13 protein-coding genes are annotated in these 13,809 nt (G+C 63.9%); 9 read left to right on the top strand and 4 right to left on the bottom strand.

The features are described 5' to 3' along the window. The first annotated feature begins 96 nt into the window (after positions 1 to 96). From Q0D44_RS11960 to xth, 6 genes are all read left to right on the top strand, one after another. Positions 97 to 2,787 (top strand): bifunctional [glutamine synthetase] adenylyltransferase/[glutamine synthetase]-adenylyl-L-tyrosine phosphorylase, encoded by a 2,691-nt coding sequence (locus tag Q0D44_RS11960; protein WP_294136824.1) that lies wholly within the window; start codon positions 97 to 99, stop codon positions 2,785 to 2,787. Next, positions 2,787 to 3,248 (top strand): thioredoxin-dependent thiol peroxidase, encoded by a 462-nt coding sequence (gene bcp / locus Q0D44_RS11955; RefSeq protein ID WP_294136909.1) that lies wholly within the window; start codon positions 2,787 to 2,789, stop codon positions 3,246 to 3,248. The genes Q0D44_RS11960 and bcp overlap by 1 nt, the downstream gene beginning before the upstream one ends. Next, complete coding sequence (locus tag Q0D44_RS11950; RefSeq protein WP_294136823.1) at positions 3,245 to 4,045, top strand: ferritin-like domain-containing protein; 801 nt, start codon at positions 3,245 to 3,247, stop codon at positions 4,043 to 4,045. Before bcp ends, Q0D44_RS11950 begins: the two co-directional genes overlap by 4 nt. A gap of 121 nt (positions 4,046 to 4,166) precedes the next feature. Continuing rightward, positions 4,167 to 4,880, top strand: coding sequence for a M23 family metallopeptidase (locus Q0D44_RS11945; protein ID WP_294136822.1), 714 nt, complete (start codon positions 4,167 to 4,169; stop codon positions 4,878 to 4,880). 292 nt (positions 4,881 to 5,172) lie between these two features. Next, complete coding sequence (gene erpA, locus Q0D44_RS11940; protein WP_217673353.1) at positions 5,173 to 5,499, top strand: iron-sulfur cluster insertion protein ErpA; 327 nt, start codon at positions 5,173 to 5,175, stop codon at positions 5,497 to 5,499. Positions 5,500 to 5,549: 50 nt separating this feature from the next. Continuing rightward, the gene (gene xth, locus Q0D44_RS11935; protein ID WP_294136821.1) at positions 5,550 to 6,323 is read left to right on the top strand and encodes an exodeoxyribonuclease III; all 774 of its coding nucleotides are present in this window, start codon (positions 5,550 to 5,552) and stop codon (positions 6,321 to 6,323) included. Between the two features lie 216 nt (positions 6,324 to 6,539). Here the strand turns inward: xth and Q0D44_RS11930 are convergent, their stop codons facing one another. After that, positions 6,540 to 7,508, bottom strand: coding sequence for a diacylglycerol kinase family protein (locus tag Q0D44_RS11930; protein WP_294136820.1), 969 nt, complete (start codon positions 7,506 to 7,508; stop codon positions 6,540 to 6,542). A gap of 9 nt (positions 7,509 to 7,517) precedes the next feature. After that, complete coding sequence (locus Q0D44_RS11925; protein WP_294136819.1) at positions 7,518 to 8,012, bottom strand: DUF2141 domain-containing protein; 495 nt, start codon at positions 8,010 to 8,012, stop codon at positions 7,518 to 7,520. Between the two features lie 130 nt (positions 8,013 to 8,142). Here Q0D44_RS11925 and lptF point away from each other — a divergent pair, with 130 nt between their 5' ends. After that, positions 8,143 to 9,354 carry an LPS export ABC transporter permease LptF gene (gene lptF, locus Q0D44_RS11920; protein WP_294136818.1) on the top strand — a complete coding sequence of 404 codons (1,212 nt, stop codon included), beginning with the start codon at positions 8,143 to 8,145 and terminating at the stop codon, positions 9,352 to 9,354. A 3-nt stretch (positions 9,355 to 9,357) separates the two neighbouring features. Beyond that, a complete protein-coding gene (lptG, locus tag Q0D44_RS11915; RefSeq protein ID WP_294136817.1) occupies positions 9,358 to 10,458 on the top strand; it encodes an LPS export ABC transporter permease LptG in 1,101 nt (366 codons plus the stop codon). Between the two features lies 1 nt (position 10,459). Here lptG and Q0D44_RS11910 read toward each other — a convergent pair whose 3' ends face one another. Beyond that, complete coding sequence (locus Q0D44_RS11910; RefSeq protein WP_294136816.1) at positions 10,460 to 11,527, bottom strand: fatty acid desaturase; 1,068 nt, start codon at positions 11,525 to 11,527, stop codon at positions 10,460 to 10,462. Positions 11,528 to 11,671: 144 nt separating this feature from the next. Here Q0D44_RS11910 and Q0D44_RS11905 point away from each other — a divergent pair, with 144 nt between their 5' ends. Then, the gene (locus Q0D44_RS11905; protein WP_294136815.1) at positions 11,672 to 12,829 is read left to right on the top strand and encodes an N-acetyltransferase; all 1,158 of its coding nucleotides are present in this window, start codon (positions 11,672 to 11,674) and stop codon (positions 12,827 to 12,829) included. Here the strand turns inward: Q0D44_RS11905 and Q0D44_RS11900 are convergent, their stop codons facing one another. Next, positions 12,830 to 13,750 carry a YegS/Rv2252/BmrU family lipid kinase gene (locus Q0D44_RS11900; protein ID WP_294136814.1) on the bottom strand — a complete coding sequence of 307 codons (921 nt, stop codon included), beginning with the start codon at positions 13,748 to 13,750 and terminating at the stop codon, positions 12,830 to 12,832. It abuts the gene before it with no gap. Positions 13,751 to 13,809 lie beyond the last annotated feature (59 nt).

Raw genomic sequence — 13,809 nt, 5'->3', positions numbered from 1 at the left:
TCAGTAAGAACGGACGGCGCAAGCAAAAGTTTCTGGCGTTCGTCGCAAGCCCAAGCGATAGCGCCCCAAAGCACGCCCGCCGCAAGGGGAGAGACGATGGTGACGGACTGGCCCGAAACGCAGGCACGGATACGCGGCCATTCGCCCTTCCTGACACGCGCGCTGGATCGCTATCCGGACGTCGCGGAGGCGCTGGCGACCGGCGATATGGAAGCGGCGCTGGCCGTTGCGCAGGCGCTGGGCGGGCCGGAGGATGGCGTCGCCCGGTCGCTGCGGCGGCGGCGCACGGGGATCGCGCTTGTAACGGCGGCGGCCGACCTGTCGGGTGCCTGGGGACTGGACCGGGTGACGCGCACCCTGTCGGACTTCGCCGATAGCGCGGTGGAGGAGGCGCTGGCCGCCGCCATGGCCGAACGCTATCCCGACGCCGAACATAAGGGTTTCGTCGTGCTCGCTTTAGGCAAGCATGGCAGCCGCGAACTTAATTATTCGTCGGATATCGACCCGATCCTGCTCTACGACCCGGCCACCCTGCCGCACGGGCCGCGCGAAGATCCTGCCGATGCCGCCGTCCGAATCGGGCGGCGGATGAGCGAATTGCTGACTGCCCGTGATGCTGACGGCTATGTGTTCCGCGTCGACCTGCGCCTGCGCCCCTCGCCCGAAGCCACGCCGATCGCGCTGCCGGTCGAGGCGGCGATTGGCTATTATGAATCGACCGCGCTGGGCTGGGAGCAGGCCGCCTTCATCCGATCGCGCGCGGCGGCGGGCGACTTGCCGCTGGGCGACTATTTCCTGCGCCAGATTCGCCCCTTCGTCTGGCGGCGACATCTGGATTTCAGCGCGATCGACGCGATCGTCGATATCAGCCGCCGGATTCGCGACCATTATGCGCAGGGGCAGGCGTTCGGGCCGGGCTATGACCTGAAGCGCGGGCGCGGCGGCATTCGCGAGGTCGAATTTTTCGCGCAGGTGCATCAGCTGATCCATGGTGGGCGCGATCCGGCGCTGCGATCGGGCAATACGCGGCAGGCGCTGGCCGCGCTGGCGCAGGCAGGCGTGATCGAGCCTGACGTCGCGGCGCAGCTGGACGAGGCTTACATCCTGTTCCGCACGATCGAACATCGGCTTCAGATGGTCGAGGATTTGCAGACCCATGAACTGCCCAAATCGGCCGCCGCCATGGACAATGTCGCGCGGCTACATGGTCTGGCCGATGGCGACGCTTTGCTCGACCTGCTGCGGCCCCAGGTCGAATGGGTCGGGCGCAATTATGACCGGCTCAGCCCGGAAAAGGACGATGCCTCGCTGTCGCAGGATGAGGCGCTGTTGGCCGCGCAACTGGCCGAGATGGGTTTTGCCGATCCTCAAACCGCGCTGGCGCGGATCGCCCACTGGCGTGGCGGAAAGGTGCGCGCGCTGCGCAGCGGTCCCTCGCGCGAGGCGCTGGAAAGCCTGCTGCCCGGCCTGATGCGCGCGCTGGCGACCGCGCCCGATCCGTCGCGCGCGCTCAACCGGCTGGACGATATGATCGGGCGGCTGCCCAGCGCGATCAATTTCTTCAAGCTGCTCGCCGCGCGGCCCGCTTTGGTCGCGCTGCTGGCGGAGATATTGAGTCATGCGCCGACGCTGGCCGATGCGCTGGCGCGGCGGGCGGAGCTGATCGACGGGCTGATCGACGCCACCGCCTTCGATCCGCCGCCGCCTGTCGATGTGTTGGTGACGCAACTCGCCGCGCTGGAGCCGGGCGAGGATTATCAGGCCTTGCTCGACCGGGTGCGCCAGCGCGTGGGCGATCGCCGCTTCGCGCTGGGCGCGCAGATCATCCGGGGTGGCGATCCGCTAGAGGCCGGGCGCGGCTATGGTCGGGTGGCGGAGGCCGCGATGGAGGCGCTGGCGGCTGGCACGGTCGCGGAGTTTGAGACTGCCCACGGCAAGGTGGTGGGTGGAGAGATCGTCATCCTCGCGCTGGGGCGGCTGGGCGGCGGGGTGCTGACCCATGCGTCGGACCTGGACGTCATCTTCCTGTTCACCGGCGATTTCCGCGCCGAATCCGATGGACCCAAGCCGCTGGGCGCGACCCAATATTTCAACCGGCTGGCGCAGCGCATCGTCAATGCCTTGTCGGTGCATACCGCGTCCGGTCCGCTCTATGAGGTCGATACGCGCCTCCGCCCATCCGGCGCGCAGGGCTTGCTGGCGGTCAGCTTCGACAGTTTCGCCAAATATCAGCGTGAAGAGGCCTGGGCCTGGGAGCATCTGGCGCTGACACGGGCGCGGCCGATATTCGGGTCGTCGCAAGCGCGCACGGCGCTGGCCGCGATTCTGACCGAAACACTGGAAAAAGACCGTGATATCAATGATCTGTCGCAAGAAGCGGTCAAGATGCGGAGCGACATCGCCACCCACAAACCGCCCGCCAGCGACCTGGACGTCAAGCTGGTGCCGGGCGGTCTGGTTGACCTCGAATTCCTGATCCACATCACCCAATTCCGCTACGGCATGGCCTTTGATCCCGATCTTGGCAAGGCGCTGGCGATGCTGGTCGCGGCGGGCCATCTGCCCGCCGACCTGATAGCCGCCCATGACCTCATCACACGCTATCTGATTGTGTCCAGGTTAGTGTCGCCTTCATCCACAGAGCCGCCCGAAGCGACCCGTCCGCTGGTCGCACGGGCTTGCGGGGCTGGCCATTGGGACAGTCTGCTTGAAAGCTATGCCAAGGCGCGGCAAAGCATAGGCCAAGCTTGGGCCGCGCTCGCCGCGCCCTATCAGGAGGACAAATGATGCTGGTACAAGGCGACAGCGCGCCCGACGTCGCGCTCAAGGATGCCGATGACGCGGACTTCACCCTGGCCCGCTATCGCGGCAAGCCGGTGGTGGTCTATTTCTATCCCAAGGCGGATACGCCCGGCTGCACCAATGAGGCCAAGGACTTTACCGAACTGGCCAGCGACTTTGCCGCGATCGGCGTGCCGGTCGTCGGCGTGTCGAAGGACAAGCCCGCCAAGCTCAAGAAGTTTGCCGACAAATATGGCCTGACCGTCACGCTGGCGTCGGACGAGCCGGGCGACGCCTGCGAGGCGTTCGGCACCTGGGTCGAAAAGTCGCTCTATGGCCGCAAATATATGGGGATCGAGCGGGCAAGCTTCCTGATCGACGCGGACGGCGCCATCGCGCGGGTCTGGCCCAAGGTGAAGGTCAAGGGCCATGCCGCCGAGGTGCTGGAGGCGGCGAGGGCGCTTTGATCTTGCCCGATAGCGTCGGCGCGGCGTGCCGCGATGTCCTGCTGACCTCCGATCCCCATGCCAAGGTCATGGCCGCGCGCGCGGTGGCGCGGGCGTGGCGGCTGGGCCGACTGGCGCATCGGTTCGATGGGACGATGCCCGACCAGCCAGCGCGCCCGGACGCGCCGATATTGCTGCATCCGGGCCAAATGCCCCGGCGCGGCAAGATGGGGTCGGAACGGTCCCGCATCGCGATGCTCCATGCGCTCGCCCATATCGAATTTGTCGCGATCGACCTGGCCTTCGACCTGATCGGCCGCTTCGGCGATCAGTTCCCCACCGCCTTCACGAATGAATGGATGCAAGTCGGCGCGGAAGAAGCGATGCACTTCGCCCTGCTCGACCGGCGCCTGCGCCAGTGCGGCAGCCATTATGGCGCGCTCCCCGCGCATGACGGGCTGTGGCAGGCGGCGGAGGAAACCGCGCATGACGTTCTCGCCCGGCTGGCGATCGTTCCGATGGTGCTGGAAGCCCGCGCGCTCGACATCACCCCGGCGACGGTCGAACGGTTCGAGGGGGCAGGGGATTTCACCTCCGCCAAATTTTTGCGCCGCATCATGGCGGATGAGATTCGCCATGTGGCCGCCGGGACGACATGGTTCCTGGCGGCGACGAACCGATTGGGCCTATCCGCCCCAAATCATTACCAAATGCTTGTGAAAAGGCATTTTCGTGGTTCGGTTAAGCCTCCGTTCAACGACTCAGCGCGTCGACAGGCCGGTTTAACGCGGGAATTTTACGCCGCGCTTGCAACATGACCGGCGATTTGCAGTCTGCGTAACTGCGGGGGCGATCCAGGTCGCCAAAAAGTAACACGGGAAGCGCCGAGGGGCATAAGCCTCCGGTGACACAGTCGGGGTCGGCATGTTTGAACTTGATATGATCAATACTCGTGGTGCGCGTTTGTTCCATTCTGCCGTCAAGGCGACACAGATTTTTGCAGGACTAGGCATTGCAGGCGCGCTCTGCGCCGCTGCCCCGGCCCATGCGACCGAAACAGACGATCCCTATGGCGATGCGTCGGAAATCAACACCAGCGCCCTGGGGCCGCAGGATGTCGGTTTCTCCAACCTCTTCTCCAGCCTCCAGCGCCTTGACGGCAATGCCAAGACCGCGGCCTATATCCCGTCGGGCCGCCCGGTCGAAAAGCTGTCGCTGACCTCCAATTTCGGCGTCCGGTCTGACCCCTTCAACGGCGGCGCACGGATGCATAAGGGGATCGATATTCCCGGCCCCATCGGCACCCCGATCCACGCCACTGCCGACGGCATCGTCAACCGCGCAGGCTGGGCCAGCGGCTATGGCAACCTCGTTCAGATCTCGCATGGCAGCGGCATGGAAACGCGCTACGGCCATATGTCCAAGCTGCTCGTGCCTGCCAACAGCTTCGTCAAGCGCGGCCAGATCATCGGCCTGATGGGCTCGACCGGTCGCTCGACCGGTAGCCACCTTCATTATGAAGTCCGTGTCGACGGCGCCGCGATCAACCCGCTGCCCTTCGTCGCCGGTCCCGATTATCTGGTGGCGATGAACAGCAAGCCGCCGATCGCCATGGGCGGCCCGACCAAGGCGCAGGAAAAGAGCGTCGACTAAACAGGCTGTGTCGGAAATCTTTTACATCTATGAAAATTGGACACATGATCGTGTCCGGATACACACGGCGAATTGTGGCTATTGTAACGATGGCCGTGGAACGCAGTCGTCAGATTCCAATCGTAATGGCAGATGGCATGGGCCATATAATGATGAAGCTTCCGCAAGACTATTTGCTGGAAAGTTAAAACGCGCTGATTCTAAGGCGTGCGGTACATGCTTGGGCTGATTGGCAGGCTGATAGATTGCGTCAGGGTTGCCGTGCCTTTTGCTTGACCCTATCTAGGGTGCCATGACAGATATTGATCTCACCCCATCTGCCGCTGCCCGTGTCGCCGCGATCGCCGCCAAACAGGGCAAGCCTGCGATCCTGCGGCTGGCGGTGGAGGGTGGCGGCTGTTCGGGCTTCCAATATCGCTTCGGCCTGGCCGACAGCATCGAGGCGGACGATCTGTCGGTCGAGCGCGATGGCGTGACGCTGGTGGTCGATGACGTCAGCCTGGACCTGGTGCGCGGGTCGGCGGTGGATTTCGTGTCCGATCTGGGCGGCGCGGCGTTCAAGGTGACCAACCCCAACGCCACCGCCGGTTGCGGTTGCGGCACCAGCTTCTCGGTCTGATAGCCAAAAGCCGATCTTCCCATTAGGGACTTGGACGAGGAGAATCGTCCATGCGTATCGCCACCTTCAACATCAACGGCACCAAGGCGCGCCTGCCGCGCCTGCTGGAGTGGCTGGACGAAACGCGGCCCGACATTGCCTGCCTGCAGGAAATCAAGACGTCGGACGAAACCTTTCCGGCCAAGGATATCGAAGCGGCGGGCTATGGCGCGATCTGGCACGGGCAGAAGGGCTTTAACGGCGTTGCCATCCTCGCGCGCGGCGAAACCCCCGTGGAAGTGCGGCGCGGCCTGGATGGCGAGCCGGAGGATGAGCATAGCCGCTATCTGGAAGCGGACGTGAAGGGTGTGCGCGTCGCCAGCATCTATCTGCCCAATGGCAATCCGCAGCCCGGCCCCAAATTCGATTACAAGCTGCGCTGGATGAAGCGCCTGCGCGCCCGCGCGGCGGAAATCTGGGCGGAGGAAGTGCCTGCGATTCTGGCGGGCGACTATAATGTCATCCCGCGCGACAATGACGTCTATTCGGTCAAGGCGATGGCCAGTGACGCGCTGATGCAGCCGGAAAGCCGCGCCGCCTATCGCCGCCTTCTGGCCGATGGCTGGACCGACGCGCTGCGCAGCCGCCATCCGGCGGGCGGGGTGTGGACCTATTGGGATTATCAGATGAACGCCTGGCCCCGCGACGCGGGCTTCCGCATCGACCATCTGCTGCTCAGCCCCGCTGCCGCCGACCGGCTGGTCGATGCGCAGGTGGACAAGGATTTTCGCGGCAGAGAGAAGGCCAGCGACCATGCGCCGACCTGGGTGGAATTGCGGGGGTGAGGGGGAGGCTTATCCCTCTCCCTTGAGGGAGAGGGCTGCGGAGACTTGGCAGCTTGCTGCCTTAGTCGCAGCTGGGAGAGGGTGTGCTGACCTCAAGGAAACGCACACGATCATCGTCGATCCCCCTCATCCAACTTCGCCTAACCGGTTGCACCGGTAAGGCTTCGTATCCTTCTCCCCCCAAGGGAGAAGGATCGTCGGGACAAGATCCCGCGCTTAAGCCGCCAGCCGCAGGAACGGCACTGGCTTGGTCGAACGCAGCACGATCGGCTTGCCCTCGGACGCTTCGAACAGTTCGCCGTCCAGAATGACGCTGCTATGATTGCCCTCGATGCGGATGGTGTCGCCCTGTTCCAGATGGATGCCCTGCATCTGACTCTTGCCGACCCGCTTGAAGATGCTCGCGAAGATCAGGCGCAGCAGGGCGGGCAAATTCTGCTCGACTGCCATCAGTTTCATGTTGCCGCGACGGCTGTCGCCCGGCTGCACGCCCAGCAGCAACCGCTCCAGCGTGGTGACGATCAGCACGGAGAATCGCCCGGCCAACTGCCCGTCGCGAATCAGCGAGATGCTGACCGGCTTGCTCGACGGCGGCAGGAATTTCGCGCGGATGCCGAAGATCAGCGAGACCAGCACTGCCATCGCCGTCAGGAAATGGCTAAGGCCATTGGACAGGCCCAGCGGATAGATCTGGTTGCGGCAATAGAGCATATAATCGGCCAGCCCCGCGCCGCCCAGAAACATGCCCAGCACTGGCCGACTGCCGACCTTGCCGTCCGACAGGGCGATCAGTTCGCGCGCAACGACATGGTCGTCCACGCCGGCCTTGGCCAGCGCGACGATCCGCTCCAACGCCTTGATCGGATCGCCATGGATGCCAAGGTCGAGCGCGATCAGGTTGGTCTTGCCGTTGGGCAGCACTGCGATCGGCGGCACCCGGCCTTTGAAATGTTCGCCCTGATACAGTTCGGTCAGCGCCGCCTGCACCGTGCCGTCGCCGCCATTGATGACGATGACGACGGGATCGACACGGGCGATCGTCTGGAGCGCGCGGCCGATCTGATCGACATGCTCCACTTCATAATGGAAGATGTCCGGGTTGCTGGCGCAATAGCTGCGCACGCGCGGCAGGGTCTGGCGGTTGCCCGTGGATTTGGGATTGGACAGGAGCGCGACGCAGACCATGGCTTTTGATCACATATATTTGAGGGTGATAGTGATTTTCGTCACGCCGGGACCGGCATAGAAAGCGGCCTTTTCAACCCCAGGCTTGCCCAGGTTGAAGATGCTGATCGACGGGTTGTTGGAAAAACCACCGCCGTCCCGTGATATGTCGGTCTTGCCATTGCCGTCGCGATCGTGGCGCACGGCAATGCCATATTTGCCCGGCTGCGGCACCGGCATACAAAAGCGCATCGCGCCATTGGCCGGGCGAACCTGGCTGTCGATCCGATTGAGCCATTCACCCTTGGTCAGCCAGGCCGATTTGGTGGCGGGGTAGGACTGGACGCGCACCTTGCCGGTCGCGGCCGCAAAGCCGCGCACATCGACCAGCACGGCCGGGCCGTTCCCGCTGCTGGCGCAGCGTTCCAGATCATTGCCGATAACCTGGCCATGGGCCATTGCCGGGACGGCTGCGATCATCGCTGCCACCGACATCAGACCCACTGCAACTTTTACCATGACCATTAGACTCCTGGAAGCTATAGCCGCCCGACCGGGTCGGACGGACAGCCCCTGTTCGCCCCGCTACTTTCCCTGATTCCGATATGGGATGGGTTTGCGGCCAAAACATGGTGATGGGACGACGACTTAGAGAATGCTGACCGCCACCGACCGTTATCTCGCCCGCCTGATCGCGGTGCCCATGCTGGGTACGCTGGTGATCGCCGCGATGCTGCTGGTGCTGGACAAGATGCTCAGCCTGTTCGATTTCGTCGCGGCGGAAGGCGGACCGGTCAGCGTCGTGTGGCGGATGCTGGCCAATATGCTGCCCGAATATCTCTCGCTCGGTATTCCGATCGGCCTGATGCTGGGCATATTGCTGGCCTTCCGCAAACTGGCGCTATCGTCGGAACTGGACGTGATGCGCGGGATCGGCCTTTCCTACGGACGCCTGCTGCGGGTGCCGTACATGTATGCGATCGCGCTGGCTTTGCTCAATTTCGGCATTGTCGGTTTCGTCCAGCCCCTTTCTCGCCACGCCTATGAGGCGCTGCGATTCGAGCTGCGGTCGGGCGCGCTGGGCGCGTCGATCAAGGTCGGCGAATTCACCAATCTGGGCAAGCGGATGACGATGCGGATCGAACGCAGCCTGGACGAAGGGCGCAATCTGCAAGGGATTTTCGTGCGCGCCGTCAGCCGCGACGGGCAGTCGGTCGCGGTCACCGCGGCGCAGGGCATGTTCCTGGCGACGGATGATCCCGACACGATCATCTTCCGCCTGCGCGATGGCGTGCTGGTCAACGATGCGCCCAAATATAAGACGCCGCGTATCCTGTCTTTTTCCAGCCATGACCTGCCGATCGATCTGCCGCAGATCGAAAATTTCCGCGGGCGCGACGTGGACCGGGAAAAGACGATTCCCGAACTGATGGTGATTGGCCGCAACCCGGCGACCCCGGAAAAATTGCGCGACGAAGTGCGCGCCAATTTCCATTTCCGCATGGTGGAGGTGGTGATGATGATGCTGTTGCCGCTGGCGGCGCTCGCCTTTGCGATCCCGCCCAAGCGATCGACATCGGCGCTCGGCGTGTTCCTGTCGATCATCTTCATCGTCACCTATCATAAGATCAACCAATATGGCGAAAGCGTCGGCGCGCTGGGCAAGGTGGACCCGATCATCGCGCTATGGGGACCGTTCCTGCTGACGTCGGGCCTGATCTTCTGGATGTATCATGTCATCGCGCACCGCCCCGGTGGCCAGCCGATCGGCGCGCTGGAAGTGGCCTTCGCCAAGATCGGCAAGCAGATCGTGCGCCTGTTGCGGCTGGGCCGCCGACGCCCGCCCTTGGCGGAAGGAGCCGCCTGACCGATGCAATTTGCTTTCTTCCCCTCGCGCCAGATCAGCTGGTATATGGCGCGCCTGTTCCTCACCCGGACGCTGGCCGTGCTGGCGCTGCTGGTGCTGGTGTTGCAGACGCTGGACCTGCTCGGCCAGTCAGGCGACATCCTTGCCTATCCCGGCAATGGCGACGCGCAACTATGGCATTATGTCGGCCTGCGCGTGCCGCAGATCGTCGCCCGCTTTCTCCCTTTCTCGGTGCTGCTCGGCACGCTGGTGATGCTGGCGACGCTCAACCAGAATAGCGAAATCATCTCGATGAAGGCGGCTGGCCTGTCCGCGCACCAGATATTGGCGCCGCTCGTGGTGGCGGCGCTCGGCGTGGCGGTGATCAGCTATGCCTTCAACGAACGCATCGTCGCGCGATCCACTGCGTCGCTCAGCGCCTGGCAGGCGGTCGATTATGGCCCGATCCCGCGCGACAGCGGGGTCAAAAGCAACCCCTGGGTGCGCGACGGCAATAATCTGGTCAACGCCGCGATCGTGGCGGGGCGCGGCACGCAGGTGCAGTTGCGCAAGGTCGAGATTTTCAACCGCATCAACAACAGCCTGACGACCATCGTCCAGGCTCCGCGCGGCCATTATGACGCGGCGAACAAAAGCTGGGTGCTGGAAGATGCGCGCCAGTTCGACGTGGCGCGTGGCACGGTCGCCAATGTCGGCACCGTCCGCTTTGGCCGCGACATTCGCCCCGACCAGTTCACCCTGGCCAAGGTCGATCCCGACGCGCTGACCTTCAGCCAGCTTCAGGCGGCGATTTCAGACCTGCATGACGCCGGAAGGCCCACGGCGGAGCTGGAGGCCAATTTGTGGCACAAGCTGTCGGGGCCGCTCTCGGCGCTGCTGATGCCGATATTGGGATCGGTCGCCGCCTTTGGCCTCGCGCGATCCGGCCAGTTGTTCGTCCGCGCGGTCATGGGCATGGCGCTGGGCTTTGCCTATTTCGTCGCCGACAATTTCTCGCTGGCGATGGGCAGCCTTGGCGCTTACCCGCCGTTTCTGGCGGCCTGGGCGCCCTTCTTCCTGTTCCTGCTGGTCGGTGAAACCGTGCTATTCAGGACGGAAGAGTGATTTATCGCGCCGCCATCGTGCTGCGCGCGATCTTGCCGACCAGCGGCAGCATCCCGCGATAATTGCCGCGATGATAGGGTGACTGCGGGTCCAGCGTGGCGATCAGCTTGCGGTGCGCGGCGGCCAGATTGTGATAAGGTACGCTGGGCAACAGGTGGTGCAGCGCATGGTAGCGCAGGCCGACCGGCGCCCAGAGTGCAGGCAGGCTGCCGGGCGGTGGCACATTGACCGAATCGAGATATTGCGCGGTCACCGTCATCGGATCGCCCTCATTCTCCCACAGATGCGCGACCAGGGTGCGCAGCTGGTTGATGACGGTCATCGCCGAATGGATCGCCATATAGACCAGCAGCGGCTTCCACCCGAACAGGAACACACTGCCGACCAGCGCCAGCGCAAACAGGCACGCGCCCGCCTCCTGCCACGCCCACATCCGTGCAAAGGCACCTTCGGGCGCGCGACGGCGATAGGCCGGGTTGATCGACAAGGCCGACAATTCCGCCACCAGCTTCGCGCGCAGCGGCGGGATGATCAGCGACAGCGGCGTCAGCACGCCAAAGCGCAGGATCAGGCCGACCGGGGCCAGCGAGGCGACCAGGATGAACAGAGGCAGCGACCAGGGCTTCATCAGTGCCAGCGGCAGATATTCCGGATCCTCGGCCGTGCCGTAGCGGGTGCGGGCATGATGCTGGGTATGGACGCCTTCATACATGAACGACGGGATCATCAGCGGAATGCCGACGATCAGGTTCCATCCCGCCCGGAAACCGGGCAGCGCACCGGCGCGAATATGGGTGAGTTCGTGAATGAAGCTCGCCGCCCGATAGAGCGCCAGCATCGCCACCACAGCGCAGGCGATGGCCAGCGGCACGCTGTCGACCAGCACCGCACCCGCCAGCGCACCCCAGCCGATCAGCGCCGACGCCAGCAAATCGGGCCAGTAGATGCGCGCATCGGCGCTGGACAGGTCGCGGGTCAGTTCCGCCGCCGCGCGCAGCATCGCCACGTCATCAGGAATGGTCGCCCGCGCGCGCTGCGCGGCGGCAAGTATGGGATCATGCACAGTCATGACAGGCGTCCTAATCTCCAAATGCGCTGATATCGTGGCAGCACGATGACATATTCTGCCCGATAGCGGGCTGGCGGCGGCCTGTGATTGACAATCCGCAAACAAGCGGCGAACTGCTCCCCTCTTTTGGTGAAAGCGGCAGCCGTGGCACAGAATGATCTGGTGATTACCCCCGTTTCGGGCAAGGGCGACCTCAAGGCCTTTATCGACCTGCCCTGGTCGATCTACGCCAACGATCCCAATTGGGTGCCGCCGCTGAAGGCGGAAATGCACGAGTTGCTGACGCCGGGCAAGAACCCGTTTTTCGAACATGCCAAGGCGCAATATTTCCTGGCCCGCCGCCAGGGTCGCGTCGTCGGCCGCATTTCGGCCCATTATGACGAGCTGGCGCTGGCAATGCCGCGCGAACAGGGGATTGGGCCGGGAACGGGCAATTTCGGCCTGTTCGAGGCGGAGGATAAGGCGGTCGGCGCGGCCCTGATCGCGCGCGCCGAGCAATGGCTGCGCGAACAGGGCATGACCCGCGTGGTCGGGCCGATCTCGCTGTCGATCTGGGAGGAGCCGGGCCTGCTGATCGCCGGGCATGATCATCCCCCCACGGTCATGATGGGCCATGACAGCCCGGCCTATCAGGCGATGGTCGAGGGCGCGGGCTATCAACCCGTCAAGACGCTCAACTGCTTCGAGCTGGACATCACCAAAAGCTTTCCCCCGCTGATCCAGCGGATCGTCGCGTCGGGCCACAAAAATGACCGCATCCGCATCCGCAAGGTCGACAAGTCGAAATTCGACGCAGAAGCGGCGATCATCCTCAATATCCTCAACGATGCCTGGGGCCGCAACTGGGGCTTTGTGCCGATCACCGATTCGGAAATCGCGCATACCGGCAAGAAGCTGAAACCCATCGTGTTTGAGGATCTGATCATGATCGCGGAGGTCGATGGCGAGCCGGTCGCCTTCATGATGACGCTGCCGGACCTGAATGAAGCGATCAAGCCGCTCAACGGCGCGCTGTTCCCGTTCGGCTGGGCCAAGCTGCTCTGGTGGCTGCGCAAGCCCAGGGTGCGGACGATGCGGGTGCCGTTGATGGGCGTGCTCCAACGGTTGCAGGCGTCGCGGCTGGCCAGCCAGCTGGCCTTCATGATGATCGAGACGATCCGGCTGGAAGCGCTGGCCCAATATGGCGCGACGCGGGGCGAGATCAGCTGGGTGCTGGACGATAATCAGGGCATGAACGCGATTGCCGAGGCGATCGGCAGCAAGATCAATAAGGTCTATCAGCTGTACGAAAAGCCGCTCTGATCAGCTCTCCGCCGGGACCGCGACCTCGATCGCGCCCGGCGCGACCTTTGCCACGACCGGGGTTTTCGCCAGCACTTCGCCGTCGATCGAGATGCGCTGGCGCGGGTGGGTGGTCAGGGTGAAGGCCTTGCCGTGAAACTCCTCGGTATGGGCGTCGCGGTCACGCAGCTTGAAGAATTTGGCGTACCAGTCCCATGCCAGCCGCGGCTTGCTGCGCCCGACCACCGCCTGAATGACGATTTCGCCGGTATCGACATCGGCATGGTCGGACAGTTCGACCCCGCCATGATAGGGGCCGTTGAGGATGCGCACTTCGGTCGACCATAGCCGCCATTCCTGCTGCCCGTCGTCGATGGTCAGGCGGAAGGCGCGAAACCCCACCGAACATTTGACCGCCCATAGCAGGTAACCGATCCGCCCCAGATAGCGTTTCAGCTTGTGCGGCACCGTCTGGCCGATCATCGGTGAGAGGCCGAGTGAGGCGGCGTTGACGAAATAATCCTTGTCGATCATGCCCAGGTCCACCCGGCGGCGGCGTCCGTTGGCAATCGTCGCGACCGCGCCGTCCAGGTCGAGCGGCAGGCCGAGCGTTCGCGCAAAACTGTTCGCGGTGCCGAGCGGCAGGACCGCGAACACGCAATCCTTGCCCACCAGCTGATCGACCGTGCCGGACATGGAGCCGTCGCCACCGCCCACGATCACCATCGGCGCGCCGTCGGCGATCGCCTTAGCTACGGTTTCTTCCATCAGTTCGGGGTTCTTGATCGCGTGAGCAGCGAGAAGCTCCATCCCCGCCTGTTCCAGTTTTTCCTTGGCCTGCGCAAACAGCGCCTCGCCCTTGCGGCTGTGCGCGTTGACGATCAGCGCGGCCTGACGTGGCAGTGGACGGGTAGTTGGGCGGGTGGGGGATTTCGTTTCCATGGCACAACAACTCGCGAGAGGCTGTTCGGGTCCGGGGAAACCATATCGCGCCGGATCGT

The organism is Sphingobium sp. (assembly GCA_023266575.1).
Taxonomy (GTDB): Bacteria; Pseudomonadota; Alphaproteobacteria; order Sphingomonadales; family Sphingomonadaceae; genus Sphingobium.
The sequence above is the reverse complement of the archived record's forward strand: the minus strand, read 5'-3'. Positions and strand labels throughout refer to the sequence as shown.